At 61.1% G+C, this 17,678-nt stretch carries 17 protein-coding genes; 15 read left to right on the top strand and 2 right to left on the bottom strand.

The window, feature by feature from the left end:
- Positions 1-38: 38 nt before the first annotated feature.
- Positions 39-326, bottom strand: a complete 288-nt coding sequence (locus tag DWQ09_05150) for an Asp-tRNA(Asn)/Glu-tRNA(Gln) amidotransferase subunit GatC (GenBank protein KAA3629629.1) — start codon at positions 324-326, stop codon at positions 39-41.
- A 131-nt stretch (positions 327-457) separates the two neighbouring features.
- Between DWQ09_05150 and DWQ09_05145 the strand changes: the two genes are divergently transcribed.
- The 15 genes from DWQ09_05145 to DWQ09_05075 all read left to right on the top strand — a co-directional run bounded on the left by DWQ09_05145 (position 458) and on the right by DWQ09_05075 (position 16,576).
- Positions 458-1,504: a rod shape-determining protein gene (locus DWQ09_05145; GenBank protein KAA3629628.1), complete on the top strand. Its 1,047-nt coding sequence runs from the start codon at positions 458-460 to the stop codon at positions 1,502-1,504.
- Between the two features lie 44 nt (positions 1,505-1,548).
- The gene (locus tag DWQ09_05140; protein KAA3629627.1) at positions 1,549-2,466 is read left to right on the top strand and encodes a rod shape-determining protein MreC; all 918 of its coding nucleotides are present in this window, start codon (positions 1,549-1,551) and stop codon (positions 2,464-2,466) included.
- Entirely contained in the window at positions 2,463-2,957 is a 495-nt protein-coding gene (gene mreD, locus DWQ09_05135; protein KAA3629626.1) for a rod shape-determining protein MreD, read from the top strand. Before DWQ09_05140 ends, mreD begins: the two co-directional genes overlap by 4 nt.
- Before the next feature lie 14 nt (positions 2,958-2,971).
- On the top strand, positions 2,972-4,822 hold the full coding sequence (gene mrdA, locus DWQ09_05130; protein ID KAA3629625.1) for a penicillin-binding protein 2: 1,851 nt from the start codon (positions 2,972-2,974) through the stop codon (positions 4,820-4,822).
- A complete protein-coding gene (locus DWQ09_05125) occupies positions 4,819-5,964 on the top strand; it encodes a rod shape-determining protein RodA (GenBank protein KAA3629624.1) in 1,146 nt (381 codons plus the stop codon). Before mrdA ends, DWQ09_05125 begins: the two co-directional genes overlap by 4 nt.
- A gap of 10 nt (positions 5,965-5,974) precedes the next feature.
- Entirely contained in the window at positions 5,975-6,985 is a 1,011-nt protein-coding gene (gene mltB / locus DWQ09_05120) for a lytic murein transglycosylase B (GenBank protein KAA3629623.1), read from the top strand.
- Positions 6,986-6,991: 6 nt separating this feature from the next.
- Complete coding sequence (locus DWQ09_05115) at positions 6,992-7,819, top strand: septal ring lytic transglycosylase RlpA family protein (GenBank protein ID KAA3629622.1); 828 nt, start codon at positions 6,992-6,994, stop codon at positions 7,817-7,819.
- A gap of 135 nt (positions 7,820-7,954) precedes the next feature.
- The gene (locus DWQ09_05110) at positions 7,955-9,112 is read left to right on the top strand and encodes a D-alanyl-D-alanine carboxypeptidase (protein ID KAA3629621.1); all 1,158 of its coding nucleotides are present in this window, start codon (positions 7,955-7,957) and stop codon (positions 9,110-9,112) included.
- A 33-nt stretch (positions 9,113-9,145) separates the two neighbouring features.
- Positions 9,146-10,018: a D-amino acid aminotransferase gene (locus DWQ09_05105; GenBank protein ID KAA3629620.1), complete on the top strand. Its 873-nt coding sequence runs from the start codon at positions 9,146-9,148 to the stop codon at positions 10,016-10,018.
- A gap of 16 nt (positions 10,019-10,034) precedes the next feature.
- Positions 10,035-10,301 carry a DUF493 domain-containing protein gene (locus DWQ09_05100; protein KAA3629619.1) on the top strand — a complete coding sequence of 89 codons (267 nt, stop codon included), beginning with the start codon at positions 10,035-10,037 and terminating at the stop codon, positions 10,299-10,301.
- Positions 10,298-10,957, top strand: a complete 660-nt coding sequence (locus DWQ09_05095) for a lipoyl(octanoyl) transferase LipB (protein ID KAA3629618.1) — start codon at positions 10,298-10,300, stop codon at positions 10,955-10,957. Before DWQ09_05100 ends, DWQ09_05095 begins: the two co-directional genes overlap by 4 nt.
- A gap of 16 nt (positions 10,958-10,973) precedes the next feature.
- Positions 10,974-11,936: a lipoyl synthase gene (gene lipA / locus DWQ09_05090; GenBank protein KAA3629617.1), complete on the top strand. Its 963-nt coding sequence runs from the start codon at positions 10,974-10,976 to the stop codon at positions 11,934-11,936.
- Between the two features lie 288 nt (positions 11,937-12,224).
- Positions 12,225-14,897 (top strand): CHASE2 domain-containing protein, encoded by a 2,673-nt coding sequence (locus tag DWQ09_05085; protein KAA3629616.1) that lies wholly within the window; start codon positions 12,225-12,227, stop codon positions 14,895-14,897.
- 63 nt (positions 14,898-14,960) lie between these two features.
- Positions 14,961-15,785: a Stp1/IreP family PP2C-type Ser/Thr phosphatase gene (locus tag DWQ09_05080; GenBank protein ID KAA3629615.1), complete on the top strand. Its 825-nt coding sequence runs from the start codon at positions 14,961-14,963 to the stop codon at positions 15,783-15,785.
- 62 nt (positions 15,786-15,847) lie between these two features.
- Complete coding sequence (locus tag DWQ09_05075) at positions 15,848-16,576, top strand: FHA domain-containing protein (protein KAA3629614.1); 729 nt, start codon at positions 15,848-15,850, stop codon at positions 16,574-16,576.
- A 60-nt stretch (positions 16,577-16,636) separates the two neighbouring features.
- Here the strand turns inward: DWQ09_05075 and DWQ09_05070 are convergent, their stop codons facing one another.
- Positions 16,637-17,677: a peptidase M14 gene (locus DWQ09_05070; protein ID KAA3629613.1), complete on the bottom strand. Its 1,041-nt coding sequence runs from the start codon at positions 17,675-17,677 to the stop codon at positions 16,637-16,639.
- Position 17,678 lies beyond the last annotated feature (1 nt).

Raw genomic sequence — 17,678 nt, 5'->3', positions numbered from 1 at the left:
CGATCCGGTGTTGGATTATTCGGAATTGGCGGTTGGGATCACTCGATCACCTTGGGCACCAGATAGAGCCCTGCTTCGACCCGCGGCGCCCCCTGCTGGAATAGATCGCGTTGGTCGGTCTCGCTGACCTCGTCGCTGCGCAACCGCTGGTTGGCATCGAGCGGATGGGCCATCGGGATGACGCCGGTGGTATCCACCGCACTCATGCGCGCCACGAAATCGAGGATGTCCGAGAGGTTGCGGGTGTAGTCCGGAATGTCCTCTTCGCGTATCGACAAGCGTGCCAGATGAGCGATGCTTTCCACGTCGGAACGGGTCAGGGACATAGCACCTTCCTCTTCATTTTTTAGCCGGGAAACAAGGGGATGTGAAAGGTATCACAGTTACCCGCCTTGCCCAAATCCCGCCCTTTGTTTACAGTAGCGGCTTATTTTCCTGCCACATAGAAAACACAAAAATGCTCAAGCGTTTACGGGGGCTCTTCTCCAACGATCTATCGATCGACCTGGGCACGGCGAACACCCTGATCTACGTTCGCGGGCAAGGCATCGTTCTCAACGAGCCTTCGGTGGTCGCCATACGCCAGGATCGCGGTCGCGGGGGCGCAAAAAGCATTGCGGCCGTCGGCACCGAAGCCAAGCAGATGCTCGGCCGCACCCCGGGCAACATCGTCGCGATTCGGCCGCTGAAAGACGGTGTGATTGCGGATTTCACCGTCACCGAGAAGATGCTGCAGTACTTCATTCATCGCGTTCACGAATCCCGATTCCTGCGCCCCAGCCCGCGCGTGCTGGTCTGCGTACCCTGCGGCTCGACCCAGGTAGAGCGCCGTGCCATCAAGGAATCGGCTGCCGGAGCGGGCGCGCGCGAGGTTTATCTGATCGAAGAGCCGATGGCGGCAGCCATCGGCGCCGGCCTGCCGGTCGAAGAGGCGCAGGGTTCGATGGTACTCGACATCGGCGGCGGCACTTCAGAGGTAGCGGTGATTTCGCTCAACGGCATCGTCTACGCCGCATCGGTGCGAATCGGGGGTGACAAATTCGACGAGGCGATCATCAGCTACGTGCGCCGCAACTACGGCACCCTGATCGGCGACGCGACCGCGGAACGCATCAAAATGGAGATCGGCTCGGCCTACCCGGGCTCCGAGGTGCTGGAGGCTGATGTCAAAGGGCGCAACCTGGCCGAAGGGGTCCCGCGCAGCTTCACGCTCAACAGCAACGAGATCCTCGAGGCCCTGCAGGAACCCCTGGCGGGTATCGTGGCCGCCGTGAAGACCGCCCTGGAGCAGACCCCGCCCGAGCTGGGTTCTGATGTCGCCGAGCGGGGCATTGTACTGACGGGTGGCGGAGCACTGCTGCGGGACATCGACCGACTCCTGATGGAGGAGACCGGCCTGCCGGTCGTGATCGCCGAGGACCCGTTGACCTGTGTGGCACGTGGGGGTGGTCGCGCACTGGAACTGATCGACGAGCGGGGCGGGGAAATCTTCGCCCTGGAGTAACCGGCGTACGAATCATCGTTGCAGCCTCCGTCCGGTGACTGCCACTGTCGGTTGAGGAGCGAACCACCATCAAGCAGATTTTCACACAAGGCCCCTCCCTCAGTATTCGGGCGGTGATCTTCGTCCTCGGCGCCATCATCCTCATGGCGGTCGATCACCGCCAGCACCGTCTGGAGCAGGTACGCGGCGCGCTCTCCGTCCTCATCTACCCTTTACAATACGCCGTCAACCTCCCGGTTGATCTGGCGGCATGGGTCAACGAGAGCCTGCAGACCCGCGCCCAGCTCCAGGAGGAACTTGCGGCGCAACGCGCTGAACTTCAAACCCTGCGCGCCCAGGCACAGAAATATGCCGCGCTGGAAGCGGAAACCATCCGATTGCGCGAACTGCTCGACTCGTCATTCCGTTTGGGAGACCAGGTGCTGGTGGCCGAACTGCTGGCGGTCGATCTCGATCCGTACCGGCACAAGGTGCTGATCGACAAGGGCACTCAATCAAAGGTCTATGCCGGACAACCGGTGGTCGATGCCCTGGGAGTTACCGGTCAGGTGATTCACACCGGCCCGCTGTCGTCCACGGTCATGCTGTTGACCGATCCCGCCCATGCCATTCCCGTGCAAATCAACCGCAACGGACTGCGCGCCATCGCCACCGGCACCGGCTCGACCGAAAGGCTCAACCTGCCTTTTCTGCCGAACAATGCCGATATACAACCCGGCGATCTGCTGATCTCCTCGGGACTTGGCGGCCGTTTCCCCCGAGGTTATCCGGTGGCCGAGGTGACGGTCGTCAGTCAGAATCCCGGCGCCCCCTTCGCCACGGTCGAAGCCAAGCCCACCGCGCGCATCGACCGCAGCCGGGAAATTCTGCTGGTCTGGCCCGCCGATCGCCTGCCCGACAGCCCCGGTCCCGAGTCCGCAACCACGCCGAACACCGCCTCTCCCGAAGGGGAGGCGCAATGACGCCCCATACCCGGAAGCATCGCGGTGGCTGGGTGATCCTGCTCAGTTTCGTACTGGCCTTCATGCTGACCCTGCTGCCCATTCCCGAGTACGCCCGCCCTTTTCGCCCCGAATGGAGTGCACTGGTGCTGATCTACTGGTGTCTGGCGTTGCCCGAGCGCGTCGGTGTGGGGACTGCTTTTACGGTGGGAGTGCTGCTCGATGTGGTGACCGGCACCCTGCTCGGCCAGCACGCGCTGGGCTTTTCGATCATCGCCTATCTGACGCTGGTCATGCACCAACGCATACGCGTCGCACCGGTCCGCCAGCAGGCTCTCACCGTCCTGGTGCTGCTGCTGCTCAACCAACTGCTGCTGCTGTGGATAATGGGTGTCACGGGCTATCCACCCCAAAGCTGGACCTACTGGACCGCCTCGCTGACCGGCACGCTGCTCTGGCCCTGGACCTTCATCATCATGCGCGAAGTCCGGCGCCGCTATAAGGTGAACTGACAGCACGCGACCTCATGGCCCGCGATTACCTCAAAGATCATCACTTCGAGGCACGACTCTTCCAGGGTCGCGCCATCGCCGCCATGGCGATTATCGGAGCGCTGCTGGTGCTGCTGATTGGTCGTCTGTTTTATCTGCAGGTGGCGAGTCATGATCTGTTTACGACTCTGTCGCAGAACAATCGCGTCAAACTGGAGCCGGTGGCGCCAACCCGCGGGCTTATCTACGATCGAAAAGGGCGCATACTCGCCGAAAACATCCCCTCTTTCAGCTTGGAGGTCATTCCTGAGCGGGTAGCGAATCTGCAGGAAACCTTCGCCCAGCTGGGTCAGATCGTCTCGATCACCGAAGACGATCTGGAACGCTTTCATCGACTGCGCAAACGCAATCGCCGCTTCGAACCACTGCCCATCCGGGTCCAGATGAACGAGGAAGAGGTGGCGGTCTTTGCCATCAACCGCCATCGCTTTCCGGGAATCGACGTTCAAGCGGGATTGATTCGCAACTATCCGCAGGGAGAACTGACCGCTCACGTGCTCGGTTATGTCGGCCGCATCGACGAGGACGAACTCAATACCATCGACACGACCGACTACAGCGCAACCCGGTTTATCGGCAAGGTGGGCGTCGAGAAGAGCTACGAGGAGCTGCTGCACGGACATGTGGGTTCGCGCAAAGTCGAAACCAACGCCGAAGGTCGCGTGTTGCGCGTTCTCGAGCAGGATCCCTCCAGCCCTGGCAGCAATCTGAATCTCAATCTGGATCTCGATCTGCAGCGCGCCGCGCTGGCAGCCCTGGAAGAGCACGACGGTGCGATTGTGGCCATTGAGGTCAAGAGCGGCGCCGTGGCGGCATTGGTGTCAAAGCCTGCGTATGACCCCAATCTCTTCGTTACCGGGATCAGCAGCCGCGATTTCCGCGAACTCCAGGAACGCCCCGACCGCCCGCTCTTCAACCGTGCGCTTGCCGGCCAATATCCTCCCGGATCGACCATCAAGCCCCTCCTGGGTCTCGGTGCCCTGGAGCAGGGCGTGGGTCACGCTGCAGGTCGCAGCTTCTGTATCGGCTACTATCAGCTGGAGGGCGACGAGCGCAAATACCGCGACTGGAAACGGGAAGGACATGGACACACCGATCTGTCCAAGGCAATCGTTGAATCGTGCGATGTATTCTTTTATGAACTGGCCCTGGAGATGGGCATCGACCGGATTCACACCTACCTGAGCCGGTTTGGACTGGGTCAGCGTACCGGCATCGACCTGGCAGGCGAAATGAGCGGACTGTTGCCTTCCCGCGCCTGGAAACGGCGTGATCGCAATCTGCCATGGTTTCCGGGCGAGACCTTGATTACCGGCATCGGCCAGGGTTTTACACTCACGACACCCTTGCAACTCGCGCACGCCATGGCCATTCTGGCCAACAACGGCCTGCGTCTGGAACCGCGGGTCGTGAACACCATGGCAGGCCCCGGTGACCGCGAGCGCTACCCCCTTGAAACCACACTGCGCGAACCGGTGGGCATCGTGAACGAGGCCAACTGGAACCTCATCAAACAGGCCATGGTCGACGTCACGCACAGCTTGCGGGGCACGGCACGGCGCATTGGTGAGAAGGCACCCTATCGCATCGCCGGCAAGACCGGCACCGCGCAGGTCTTCGGGATCAAACAGGATGAGGAGTACGAGGCGGCAGATGTCGCCTATAAACTGCGCGATCATGCCTTGTTCATTGCCTACGCTCCTGCCGACGATCCCAAGATCGCAGTGGCTGTGATCGCCGAGCATGGCGGCAGCGGTGGTTCAGTTGCCGCGCCCATCGCGCGCAAGGTAATGGACGCCTATTTCGAGTTCGCAGCCAAACCATGAAGACCGACACCGGTACCCTGAGCCGCGGCCCCATCGACAGCGCACGCAGCGATTTCCTCAAGCGTCTTCTCGCCCGCCTGCACCTTGATTTGCCGTTACTGTTTTTGCTGCTGCTGCTCTGTGGAGTCGGGCTGCTCATTCTGTTCAGCGCCAGTGAACAGAACCAGGCCCTGATCAACCGTCAACTGCTGCGCCTCGGATTAGCCTTTCTTGCCATGCTGGTCATTGCCCAGATACCACCCCACTATCTGCGCCTCGTCACGCCCTGGCTGTTCGTCGCCTCGTTGGGCATGCTGCTCGCGGTACTGATCATCGGGGATATCGGCAAGGGTGCGCAGCGCTGGCTCAATCTCGGCCTGTTTCGCTTCCAGCCCTCCGAACTCACCAAACTCGCACTACCCATGATTGTGGCCTGGTATCTTGCCGACAAGCCACTGCCGCTCGATGCCAAGCGCATCATCTTCAGTGTGTTATTGATTGTGGTTCCCGTACTGATGATTGCGAAACAACCCGACCTCGGCACCTCGATTCTGGTATTGAGTTCCGGGGTGATGGTCCTGTTTCTCGCCGGACTGAGCTGGCGCTACATCATCGCCGGGGGTGTGCTGGCTGCGGCAACCGCGCCGGTGGTGTGGTATTTCATGCACAATTACCAACGCCAGCGGGTGCTCACCTTTCTCAACCCCGAGTCCGATCCGCTGGGGGCGGGTTACCACATCATCCAATCCAAAATCGCGATCGGCTCCGGGGGTGTTTACGGCAAAGGCTGGCTGAACGGAACTCAATCGCACCTGGAGTTCCTTCCCGAACGCTCCACTGATTTCATTTTCGCCGTGCTTGGCGAAGAACTGGGGCTGGTAGGCTGCGTTGGATTATTGGTGCTCTACTTACTGATCATTATGCGCGGCCTCTACATCGCAACGCAGGGGCAGGATACCTTCTCGCGCCTGCTGGCTGGCGGTTTGATGCTCACCTTTTTCGTCTACCTGTTCATCAACACAGGCATGGTGATAGGGCTCTTACCAGTGGTGGGATTGCCGTTACCACTGATCAGCTACGGAGGCACCTCCATGGTGACCATCATGGCCGGTTTCGGTATCCTGATGTCCATTCACACCCACCGCAAACTGTTGGCGAGGTAATCGGGTCGTTATGAAAAAATACCTGCGGGGTGCAATGTGCACCGTGGCTTTTACAGTCACCGCCTTACCGGCCGGCGCTATCGACAAGGCTATCCAACCCGAGCAGATCAACACCTTTGTCGAGGAGATGGCCGCCAAACATACCTTCGACAAGGCCTCGCTCGCGCTGCTTTTGGGCGCAGCGCAAAAACAGCAGCGCATTCTCGATGCCATTGCCAGCCCGGCGGAAGCAAAACCCTGGTACGCCTACCGACCGATCTTCGTCACTGAATCGCGCATCAGGGAAGGCATTGAGTTCTGGAATGCCAATGCGGCGACGCTGAATCGAGCGGCAGAGGTCTACGGCGTACCACCCGAAATCATCGTCGCCATTATCGGCGTGGAGACCCGCTACGGGCGCCACAAGGGCGGGTTCAGGGTTATCGACTCGCTCGCCACACTGGCCTTCAACTATCCACCGCGCAGTGCCTTTTTCCGCAGCGAACTGGAGCAGTTTCTGTTGCTCGCCCGCGAAGAGAATCTCGATCCCTTACAACCTGTAGGTTCCTATGCAGGCGCGATGGGACGACCTCAGTTTATCTCCAGCAGCTATCGCCGCTACGCTATCGATTTCGACGGTGACGGTTTCCGCGATCTGTGGCAGAACGATGCCGATGCCATCGGCAGCGTGGCCAACTACTTTGCCCGTCATGGGTGGCAAAGCGGCGAGCCGGTCACCTATCGCGCGACCGTGGAAGGCGATGGTTTCAACCAAGTGTTGAGCAGTTCACCCAGAACCGATCGCACGATAGGCGAACTGCACGCGCAGGGCGTGCGTATCGACGCGCCACTGGCAGACGATCAGCCCGCCACGCTCTTTCGTCTGGACACCCGAGGCGATCCGGAATACTGGGTGGGTTTGAAAAACTTCTACGTCATCACCCGTTACAATCACAGCATCCTTTACGCCATGGCGGTGTATCAGTTGAGCCAGGAGATCATGGCACAGCGTGGCGCCAACCCCCAGGCGAGGAGCGGCTAGCAGCGTATGGCAGGCTCCCGTACATACGCTGCGCTACCCATCGCAACGCTGTTGCTGATCAGCGGCTGCAGCAGCGTGGGCCCATTCGCTCCAGAAGACGGCGCACCCGCCGGCGACATCGACGTCGCCGCCATTCCCGATGCCGTACCACGCATCGAGCCGCGGTCGCGATCCGGCAACCCGCCCAACTATGTCGTCAACGGTCGCCGTTATCACCTGCTGGACACGGCGGTCGGGTATCGCGAACGCGGCATTGCCTCCTGGTACGGCACCAAGTTTCACGGTCGACGCACCTCCAGCGGGGAGCCTTACGATATGTACGCGATGACGGCGGCTCACAAATCATTGCCGTTGCCGGCCTATGTGCGGGTCACCAATCTGCAGAACAGGCGCACCACCATCGTACGCGTCAACGATCGCGGACCTTTCCATCCCAACCGCATCATCGATCTCTCGTACGCGGCGGCAAAGAAACTGGGTATTGCTGCCAATGGCACAGGCCTGGTCGAGGTTGAGGCGATTACCCCGGGCCACCCGCCGGCCGCACCACTTCAGGTCACCCCCGCCGCTCCAACCGCATCGGCGTCCACGGGCACGCGACCCGGCCTCTACCTCCAGGTGGGGGCCTTTGTCAGTCGCCACAACGCTGAACGCCTGCAGATGCGCCTCGCCCAATCGAATCTCGGCCGCGTCTATATCCAACCGACAAATGCCGGTGACCAAGCCGTCTACCGGGTCCGCCTGGGACCCATCGGTAATGTCGAGCGGGCCGACCAGCTGGCCGAAACCCTGACCGGGCTGGGCTATGGTGAACCCCACATTGTGGTTGAATAGAGCTCGCATGGCACCCGCCCCCTGCGCCGGCAACCGGCACAATGGGTTAACCCGATTGCCGGCATCGCGTTAGAATGCACCCTCCATCGGCCGGCCCCAGCAGGCCGCGGCATAATAAAACCCCCTGAAGAGACTATGATCATCAAGCACCTAAATCGCTTTCTGTCCCTGCTGTTCACGCTCTCACTCGCGCTACCGGCGCTCTCCCTCCAAGCCGCTCCGCTCCCGGTGCCGGCACCGCCCACGATCAAGGCACCGAGCTACCTGCTGATCGATTTCGACAGCGGTGAGATACTGGCCGAGAAGATGGCCGACCAGAGGGTGGAACCCGCCAGCATCACCAAGCTGATGACCTCCTTTATCGTCCTGCGCGAACTGCGTGCGGGGAAAATCCAGCTCACCGATCAAGCCACGGTCAGCGAAAAGGCCTGGCGTATGGTGGGATCACGGATGTTCATCGAGGCCGGCAAACAGGTCTCGATCGAGGAGTTATTGAAGGGCATGATCATCCAGTCGGGAAACGACGCCAGCGTTGCATTGGCCGAGCATGTGGCCGGCAGCGAGACAGCTTTCGCCGAACTGATGAACTTTCAGGCCGAGCAGCTGGGCATGACGGGTACGCATTTCGTCAACAGCACCGGACTGCCTCATGACGAGCACTATATGACCGCCCGCGACATCGCCACGCTGGCGGCCGCGCTGATCCGCGAGTTTCCTACCCAATATGCGTGGTATGCCGAGAAGAAGTACAGCTACAACGGCATCTCGCAGTGGAACCGCAACAAACTGCTGTGGCGGGATCCCAGCGTCGATGGTGTCAAGACCGGCCACACCGAGTCGGCCGGTTACTGCCTGGTGGCTTCGGCGAAACGCGAACAGATGCGCCTGGTCTCGGTGGTACTCGGTACCGAAAGCGAAGAATCGCGTGCACGCGAGAGCCAGGCACTGCTCAACTACGGTTTCCGATTTTTTGAAACCCACCGGCTCTACGCAGCCGGGAACCCCCTGGCGCACGCGCGCGTCTGGAAAGGCGCTGTGCAGGAACTGCCACTGGGACTCCTGGACAACCTCTACATCACCATCCCGCGGGGCACTTACAAAGCGCTCAAAGCATCGATGGATCTCAACACCAATATCCTGGCGCCCGCACAAAAGGGCCAGACCTACGGCACCGTCAACGTGACCCTCGAAGGAGAAACCAGGGTCCAGCGTCCCTTGGTGGCCTTGCAGGACGTGGCGGAAGGCAGTCTGGTCCAGCGCCTGATGGACAGTGTGCGACTCTGGTTCCACTGAACCCCCAACCTTCCAGAACTTTAGGTATCCACCATGACCAGCGACCGCCTCTGTTATCTCAACGGCCAGTTTCTGCCCCTTGCCGAGGCGCGCATCTCGGTCATGGATCGCGGGTTTCTGTTTGGCGACGGTGTTTACGAGGTGATTCCGGTCTACGGCGGCCGTCTGTTCCGTCTCGGCGAACACCTCAACCGGCTCGCGCAGAGCCTGGAACTGATCCGCCTGCCCGATCCGCTGACACGAGACGCTTGGGCGACCATGCTCAAGGATCTGGTCGACCGTAACGGCGGAGGTCAGCAGTCGCTCTACCTGCAGGTAACGCGCGGCGCGGCACCGGTGCGCGATCACGCGTTTCCAGACCCGATACACCCCACGGTGTTCGCCATGGTTACGCCGCTGACGACACCCGATCCCGCAATCCTGGAGCGCGGTATTCGCGTCGCCACGGTACCCGACATCCGCTGGGACCACTGCCACATCAAGGCCATCACGCTGCTGCCCAACGTATTGCTGAAGCAGCAGGCCCGCGACAGCGGCGCCGACGAAGCGCTACTGATTCGCAACGGCGAGGTCACCGAAGGCTCAGCGAGCAATCTCTTTGTGGTGAGCGCCGGCACACTCATCACGCCTCCCAAGAGCAACCTGCTGCTCCCCGGCATTACACGGGATCTGGTGGTGGAACTCGCCACAGCCAACGGCATCGCCTGCGAAGAGCGATCGGTGCCCGAGGACCTGTTGCGCCGCGCCGACGAAGTGTGGGTGACGAGCTCGACCCGCGAAATAATGCCGGTGATACGCGTGGACGATCAGCCGGTTGGCAGCGGCAAGGCCGGTCCGCTCTGGCAGCGTGTCTATTCAATTTACTGCGACTACAAACGCGCCGTCAGCGCGGGAGAGATCGAATAGGGTCATCGTTACCGCAATGCCGCACCCAGACACACCGCTTGAGTTTCCATGCCGCTTTCCTATCAAGGCGATAGGCGCCGCCGAAGACGATTTCGTCGGCCATGTCCGCACGCTGGTGCAGCGCCATGTCGCGGATCTGCCGGCGGACGCCGTCCGTAGCCGTGACAGCACCGGCAGCCGATTCATTGCCGTTACCGTGACTATCGATGCCACCAGCCGCGCGCAGCTGGATGCGATCTACCGTGAACTGACTGCCAGCGAGCGGGTCAAATTCGCCTTGTGAACTCAGGCACCTCGGAACTCCTCGTCCGCCAGCTCGGTCTGCGGGAATACGTGCCGGTATGGGAGGCAATGCAACACTTTACCGCCGGCCGCGGTCCTGACACCCCCGATGAACTCTGGTGGGTGGAGCATCCTCCGGTCTTCACGCAAGGGCAGGCCGGACGCCCCGAACACCTGCTCGATCCCGGCAGGATCCCGGTGATCAAGATCGATCGCGGCGGCCAGGTTACCTATCACGGTCCCGGCCAACTGGTGGCATACGTGCTCCTCGACCTGCCCCGGCACAGGATGGGTATTCGTCAACTGGTCAGCGCCCTGGAACAATCGATCGTTGATCTACTGGCCGACTACGAGGTGCAGGCTCGTGCTCGCGCCGATGCCCCGGGAGTCTACGTCGGTGAACGTAAAATCGCCTCTCTGGGACTGCGGGTGCGCCGTGGACGCTGCTACCACGGGCTGAGTCTCAACGTGGACATGGACCTGGCGCCCTACGGGGGCATCAATCCCTGCGGATATCCGGCGTTGGAGATGACCCAGCTGCGCGACCTTGCGATTGATCTGAGCGTGGCAGAGGCCGCCGCTGCGCTACTCCCGCACCTGGCGCGCCATCTGAACTACATGCCGCGTCTGGCGGCCGACACGGCGGCCGCACCCTGATCGAACGGCAATACTGATGAGCAATCACACTACCCGCAAATCGGACCGCAGCGTCAAGCAGAAGGGTGCCGCGAAGGTCGCGCGCATCCCGATTCCGGTGGCAAGCACTGCACAACCGCTGCGCAAACCCGACTGGATCAGGGTCCGCATGCCCAACTGTGGAGCGGTGGAACGGCTGAAAGGTGTCCTTCGTGATCACCAGCTGCATACGGTCTGCGAAGAGGCAACGTGTCCCAATATCGGAGAGTGTTTTTCCCATGGCACAGCCACCTTCATGATCATGGGAGACCTCTGTACCCGGCATTGCCCCTTCTGCGGCGTCGGACATGGCCACCCCGCGCCGCTGAATACCGAAGAACCCCGGCAGCTGGCCGCAACCGTCGCCGCCATGGGCCTGCGCTGCGTGGTGATCACCTCGGTCGATCGCGACGATCTGCGCGATGGCGGCGCCGCCCATTTTACCGCCTGTATCAGCGCCGTGCGGCGCAGCATTCCGGGCATCCAGATCGAGACCCTGGTGCCCGATTTTCGCGGCCGCACGGAAGACGCCATCGAGATCCTCGGCGCGACCCCGCCCGATGTCTGCAACCACAACCTGGAAACGGCGCCACGGCTCTACGCCCAGGTGCGCCCGGGCGCGAACTATCACTGGTCGCTGCAACTCCTGAAAAACTTCAAAGCCCGCCACCCCAGCATTCCCACCAAATCCGGGGTGATGTTGGGCCTGGGCGAGACCAACGAGGAGGTGCGGGCGGTGATGCGTGATCTGCGTGCCCACAATTGCGACATGCTCACCCTGGGTCAGTACCTGCAGCCCGCGCTTCATCACCTGGCCGTGCAGCGCTATGCAACGCTGGCGGAATTTCGCGAGCTTGCGCGCTACGGGCAAGCGATCGGGTTTGCCAATGCGGCGAGCGGGCCGCTCGTGCGCTCCTCGTATCACGCCGATCAGCAGGCCGTTCGGGCGTTGAGCGAGTGATTCAGGGCTGAGAACCGAGAAAGCACCGCCCGTGGCCCCTCCCGTGCCCACCCTTTTTTCCAATCAATTGCGTCGATTACTTAAACCTGATAATTCGTTCTCGAAACAAACGATTGATTTCCTTATACTTGCCGCATCGTCCTTGCACCTGAACCGGGCCAAACCGCTTGGGTAACGGGTTACGACGCGGCCACGGGGTGCAGAGGATCTGCACCTCGCGCCGGTAAGCCGGTGACATCTGCCACAAGGTCACCGCACGATAACCATAACGCCACTGACTGCTGATACGTGAAACGCTTCTGGGTCACCGACTGGTTTCTTGCGCTGGTTACCGGCGTGGCCTTGTTCGTGGCCGCACAGGCCTCGTTGACTCAGGATCTCGAGCGCGGCGCCTACGATTTCGGTGTCCGGCTTACCTCGCGCACCCCGGGTGCCGATATCGTCGTCATCGCCATTGACGACGCCAGCCTCGGCAGCCTGGGCGGCTGGCCCTGGTCACGCGACCTGCATGCCGACATGATCGAGGTACTCGAGGGGGCAGGCGCAAAGATCATCGGTTATGACGTGCCCTTCACCGAACCCAAGGTCGATCCCGGTCTCGATTTCGTCAACGAGCTCATCCAGTTCTTTGCCTCCTCCAGCCTCGCGCGCCAGGCGCCCGGTGAGATCCGCAGCCTCGATCAGGCCATGGACAACCTCCGCAATCGCGGCGTCCTGGCGGCGGATCGTGCGCTGGGTCAGGAGATTGAAAAGCTCGACAGGCAGTTTTCCCGCTCCAACCTGCGCCGTAAGCTGCCCCAGGAGCTGCAGGCGATGAATCGCATGCTGCGTCAGGCCGAACGCCAACTCAATATGGATCGGATCTTTGCCGAGCGCCTCGAAAATGCCGGTAACGTGGTTCTCGCCATGCCCGCGGTGCTGGGTGAATCGCCGACGGATGCCACCCTCCCTGATTACATCGCCGTCCATACGCTGCAACCCATCGCAGGCAATGTCCCCTCACTCGAGCGCATCCACCCCCCGATTCCCGACTTTGGTCGGCACGCCAGCGCGATTGGCGTTCGCCCCAGCATCGACGACAGCCCGCACGATGCGCGTCGAATCCCCCTGGTCGTGCGCTACGCCGACCAGTCGTTACCCGCTCTGCCCCTGGTTCTGGCAAGCCGCTATCGCGGCATCGATACCGGCGCGATCACGGTCAAGCCCGGAAGCGGGATTGTCCTCGATCAGCATACCCTCGCCACGGATGACACGCTGCACATGCTGAGTTACTTCTACGGCGATCGCGGAGGACAGCCCGCGTTCCCCATCTACTCCTTTGCCGAAGTACTCAAGGGCGGCGTGCCGGCACAACGCTTTCAGGACAAACTGGTGCTGATAGGCCCAACCGCCAGCGGCGTGGGAGATCGCTACTCGACACCGATCACCCTCTCCCAGCCTGGCGTAATCACCCTGGCTCATACCGTGGCAAGCATCCTCAATCGCCATTCGTTCGTGATCCCCGAATGGTCATTACCGATCGAGTGGGGCGCCTTCCTGCTGGTGCTGCTCTACCTGGTCGTGGTATTGCCGCGCCTGCGCACCGGGATCGGGGTGATATCGACACTGATTCTGTTGAACGTTCTGATCGACTCCCATTTCCTGCTGTTGATGAACCAGGGGGTATGGTTGCAATTGATGACCCCGGCACTGCTGTTGCTGCTGGGCCACCTCCTGCTGCTCGGTAAACGTATGCTCCTGACCGAGCGCTTCCGGGCCCAGCCCGATGCCGAATCCGCCGAGAACACCCGCATGCTCGGTCTTGCCTTCCAGGGCCAGGGACAGCTGGATCTGGCCTTCGAGAAGTTCCGCAAGTGTCCGCTCAATGATTCGCTGATGGATCTGCTCTACAACCTGGCGGGCGACTACGAGCGCAAACGTCAGTATGGCAAGGCAAGCACAGTCTACGAATACATGGCGCAGCACGACTCGGAGTACAAGGATCTGCAAAAACGCATCGATCGCGCGCGCCATATGGAAGAGACCGGCCTGCTCCAGCAGTCGGGCCCTTCAAAGGGGGCCGACACCATAATGCTCGATGTGGATGGCGTCGAGAAACCGATGCTGGGGCGTTATCAGGTGGAGCGCGTGGTGGGACGCGGCGCCATGGGGGTGATCTATCAGGGACGCGATCCCAAGATCAATCGCGTGGTCGCCATCAAAACCCTGGCGCTGGCACAGGAGTTTGAAGGGGATGAGCTGCAGGAGGTAGAAAATCGCTTTTTCCGAGAGGCTGAGACCGCGGGACGGCTCAACCACCCCAACATCGTCACGATCTACGATGCCGGCGAAGAGCAGGATCTCGCCTACATCGCCATGGAGTTCCTCATCGGTCACGACCTCACGCGTTACACGCGACCCAATTCCCTGCTGCCATTGCCCGCCGTATTCCATATCGTCATCAAGGCTGCCGAGGCACTGGAATATGCGCACAGCCAGAACGTGGTCCACCGCGACATCAAACCCGGCAACATCATCTTCGAACCCAAGAGCGGGGACGTGAAGATCACCGATTTCGGCATCGCCCGAATCACCGACTCAAGTAAGACCCGTACCGGTACCGTGCTGGGCACACCCGCCTATATGTCGCCGGAGCAGCTCGCCGGCAAACACCTGGACGGGCGCTCGGACATCTTCTCGCTGGGGGTCATGTTCTATCAGCTGGTGACCGGCCAGTTGCCGTTTCAGGCAGAATCCATGGCCAGCCTGATGTTCAAGATCACCAACGAGGCCCATCTACCCGCAATCTCGCACAACACCGAACTGGAGCCCTGTATCGATGCCATTCTCGATAAGGCGCTCTCCAAAGAGATCAAGTGGCGCTATCAGAGTGGCGCCGAAATGGCGCGCGACCTGCGTGCCTGCGCCCGTCGCGTCATGGCGCAATCCACGCGTAAGGCCGAGCGCGATGCCAATGGTTGACGGTAGCTGCACAGCGCTTGGATGCAGCCATGCGCCCAGCGTATTCCAGTACTAGGGTCAAAAATGGATAAAAAGCTGACACTGGAAATCTCGGGACTCACTGATGCAGGCATCGTCCGGGACCATAACGAAGACGCGATCGGCAGCGCCGCAGATATCGGCCTGGTGATTCTGGCCGATGGCATGGGTGGACATAACGCCGGTGAAATCGCCAGTGAAATGGCCGTTTCCAGCATCGTCGATGCGCTGCGCAACAGCATCCCTCACACCCATACCGCCACCATCGATGAGGAGTCCGGGTACTCCCACGGCACACTGCTGATCCATGACGCCATCCAGAAGGCAAACCGGGAGATCCATGAAGCCGCCAACGACCAGCCGCACTGCCAGGGCATGGGTACAACCCTGGTGGCCGCACTCTATTACGAGGATCGCGTCACTGTCGCCAATGTGGGCGACTCGCGCCTTTACCGTGTGCGGAGCAATCAGCTCGAGCAGGTCACCACCGACCATACGTTGCTGCAGGAGTTGGTCGACCGCGGTTTCTACACCAAGGAAGAGGCCGAGGCCTCACTCAATCGCAACGTAATCACGCGGGCGCTGGGCACCGAAGCGACGGTTCAGGTCGACCTGCAGGAGGAGATCATTCTCCCCGGCGATCTCTACCTCCTGTGCTCAGATGGCTTGAACGACATGATCTCGGACGAAAAAATTCTTACTACACTCAGGATGTTTGGTGGTAATCTTGACAAAATAGGCGAAGAATTGATTCGTCAAGCCAACGCCGCGGGGGGGCGCGACAACGTTTCAGTGATTCTGGTGCGCCCCAAGATCAGCCGTTCAGCCATAAAAGGCTGGTTGAGCAAGATCGTAGCCTGGTTCGACTGATTGAGGGCCGGCGTCACCCAGCGAATCGGCTGCGACTGTAACGCGCATAACAGGACAGGATTATGGGAAAACTCGTTCTGAGCATACAAGGCAAAATTCTGGGTGAGTTCCCGCTCAACCGGGAACGCATCACGATCGGGCGCCTGCAGGATAACGACATCCACGTCGATAACCTCGCCGTGAGCGGCCATCACGCCCTGGTGCTTACCATCCTCAACGACTCCTTCCTCGAAGATCTGGACAGCACCAACGGAACATTCGTCAACAAGAAGCCGATCAAGAAGTACGCGCTGAAACACGGCGATGTGATCGGAATCGGCAAGCACGAGCTCAAGTACATTAACGAAGCGGCGACCTCCAGCCCCGATTTCGAGCAAACGCTCATCATGCGGCCCTCGGCGGCGAACACCGAGTCGCTCGCTTCGCAGCCAAGTTCGAAAGAGGATGCCGCGATGGCTGAAGCCGCGGAAAAAGCCGTTGCCGAAGCCACACCCACGGCCACGCAGGCCGCCGCCGGGCTGCCCCTGGCTCGGCTGCAGGTGCTCAACGGCGCCAATGCCGGGCGCGAGCTGGAGCTCACCAAGGCATTGACCACCTTGGGCAAACCGGGTGTGCAGGTGGCCGCTATCAGCCGTCGCCAACAGGGTTACTACCTGGTGCACGTCGAGAGCAAGAACAACGTCTATCCCAAGGTCAACGGTGACCCGATAGGCCCTCAGGCCCGTTTGTTGAAAGACGGTGATACGGTGGAGATCGCCGGCACCAAAATGGGCGTGTTCATGATCGAATGAGTCTCCTGCCCGGCAGGGACCCGGAATCGCGGGGCCGGCGTCATGCCGGCCCTGCTCCGTTCAGGACCCAGGCGGGAGAGAACCGGACAGGGGATAACGCTCCATCAGATAGCCCAGACAATCCTCGCGTATTACCCGCTCATCGCGGGTGAACATGGAGGGCATTAACGGCACTCTGGTGCGCAACTCGCCATCCACCACCTCGAAGTACTGCGAACCGACCATCTGTCCAAACTCGTCGCGAACCTCGATACAGCGCTCGCACTCTTCGCTCACCCAACCCAGTGCCGTGCCTTCGGGTAGTTCGCGGAAATTGAGATGATCGAGATCGGGCGCCAGGCGCACATCCAGCGCTTCCCCGGCAAAACCAAAGCGCACTTCGTCGGGGATCTTTACGATTCCCACGGTGTGAAAGAGATCGATGTCGTGCGCCGCCACCGGATGATCGGGTATCTGCGCCAGATGCAGGCAGGCGTCGACATACTGCGCTGCGTGATCCACTCCGGAGCGATCTCCCACCTTGCCGCACTCCAGGGTCACCGCAGGGCAGAGTTCGGCGAAGGCGGCCGACTGCACGCCGGTGGGGCGGATGAAATAGACCACGGTACGGCCGAACAGCGTGGCCAGATGATAGAAAGGGTCCCCCAATCGGTTGATGCAGGCGTAGTGGGGATTCACACCGGTGTTGTTATGGATATCCACGCTGGCGAACAGATCGCGCTCGCGCATGATATCGCGCACACGCCGCATCATCGCCACCTCGGGTCCCTCGGGCTCGGCGGTGCCCGGCCAGATGCGGTTGAAGTCGGGTTGGCCGTCCAGGCGTCGCAAACCTTTGCCCGCGGCAGCCACATTACCGATAAACAGCGCCAGTGTGCGTGGCAGCAGACCTTCGCCGTCCGGTTCCAGATAGCGGCGCAACACGCGTTGCATTGCCAGCAACCCGGTATCTTCGTTGCCGTGCAGCAGGATGGAGACGAAGAGCGTCGACTCGCGCCGCCCCGCCAGATGGATCAAGGTCGGCCCTGTCAGGATGTCAGGCAGTTCGCAGGCCTGGGCATCAAAAAAACCCGGCGGTAATCGTTCCAAAACCGTCAACACC

It is taken from the genome of Pseudomonadota bacterium (assembly GCA_008501635.1).
GTDB lineage: Bacteria > Pseudomonadota > Gammaproteobacteria > QQUJ01 > QQUJ01 > QQUJ01.
Note: the sequence above shows the minus strand (reverse complement) of the source record. Positions and strands in the feature narration are given on the sequence as shown.

What these genes read in the sequence shown, in the direction of transcription:
- DWQ09_05150 (KAA3629629.1), bottom strand. Translation starts at nt 326, where the DNA reads ATGTCCCTGACCCGTTCCGACGTGGAAAGCATCGCTCATCTGGCACGC.
- DWQ09_05145 (KAA3629628.1), top strand. Translation starts at nt 458, where the DNA reads ATGCTCAAGCGTTTACGGGGGCTCTTCTCCAACGATCTATCGATCGAC.
- mreD (KAA3629626.1), top strand. Translation starts at nt 2,463, where the DNA reads ATGACGCCCCATACCCGGAAGCATCGCGGTGGCTGGGTGATCCTGCTC.
- mrdA (KAA3629625.1), top strand. Translation starts at nt 2,972, where the DNA reads ATGGCCCGCGATTACCTCAAAGATCATCACTTCGAGGCACGACTCTTC.
- DWQ09_05125 (KAA3629624.1), top strand. Translation starts at nt 4,819, where the DNA reads ATGAAGACCGACACCGGTACCCTGAGCCGCGGCCCCATCGACAGCGCA.
- mltB (KAA3629623.1), top strand. Translation starts at nt 5,975, where the DNA reads ATGAAAAAATACCTGCGGGGTGCAATGTGCACCGTGGCTTTTACAGTC.
- DWQ09_05115 (KAA3629622.1), top strand. Translation starts at nt 6,992, where the DNA reads ATGGCAGGCTCCCGTACATACGCTGCGCTACCCATCGCAACGCTGTTG.
- DWQ09_05110 (KAA3629621.1), top strand. Translation starts at nt 7,955, where the DNA reads ATGATCATCAAGCACCTAAATCGCTTTCTGTCCCTGCTGTTCACGCTC.
- DWQ09_05105 (KAA3629620.1), top strand. Translation starts at nt 9,146, where the DNA reads ATGACCAGCGACCGCCTCTGTTATCTCAACGGCCAGTTTCTGCCCCTT.
- DWQ09_05100 (KAA3629619.1), top strand. Translation starts at nt 10,035, where the DNA reads ATGCCGCACCCAGACACACCGCTTGAGTTTCCATGCCGCTTTCCTATC.
- lipA (KAA3629617.1), top strand. Translation starts at nt 10,974, where the DNA reads ATGAGCAATCACACTACCCGCAAATCGGACCGCAGCGTCAAGCAGAAG.
- DWQ09_05080 (KAA3629615.1), top strand. Translation starts at nt 14,961, where the DNA reads ATGGATAAAAAGCTGACACTGGAAATCTCGGGACTCACTGATGCAGGC.
- DWQ09_05075 (KAA3629614.1), top strand. Translation starts at nt 15,848, where the DNA reads ATGGGAAAACTCGTTCTGAGCATACAAGGCAAAATTCTGGGTGAGTTC.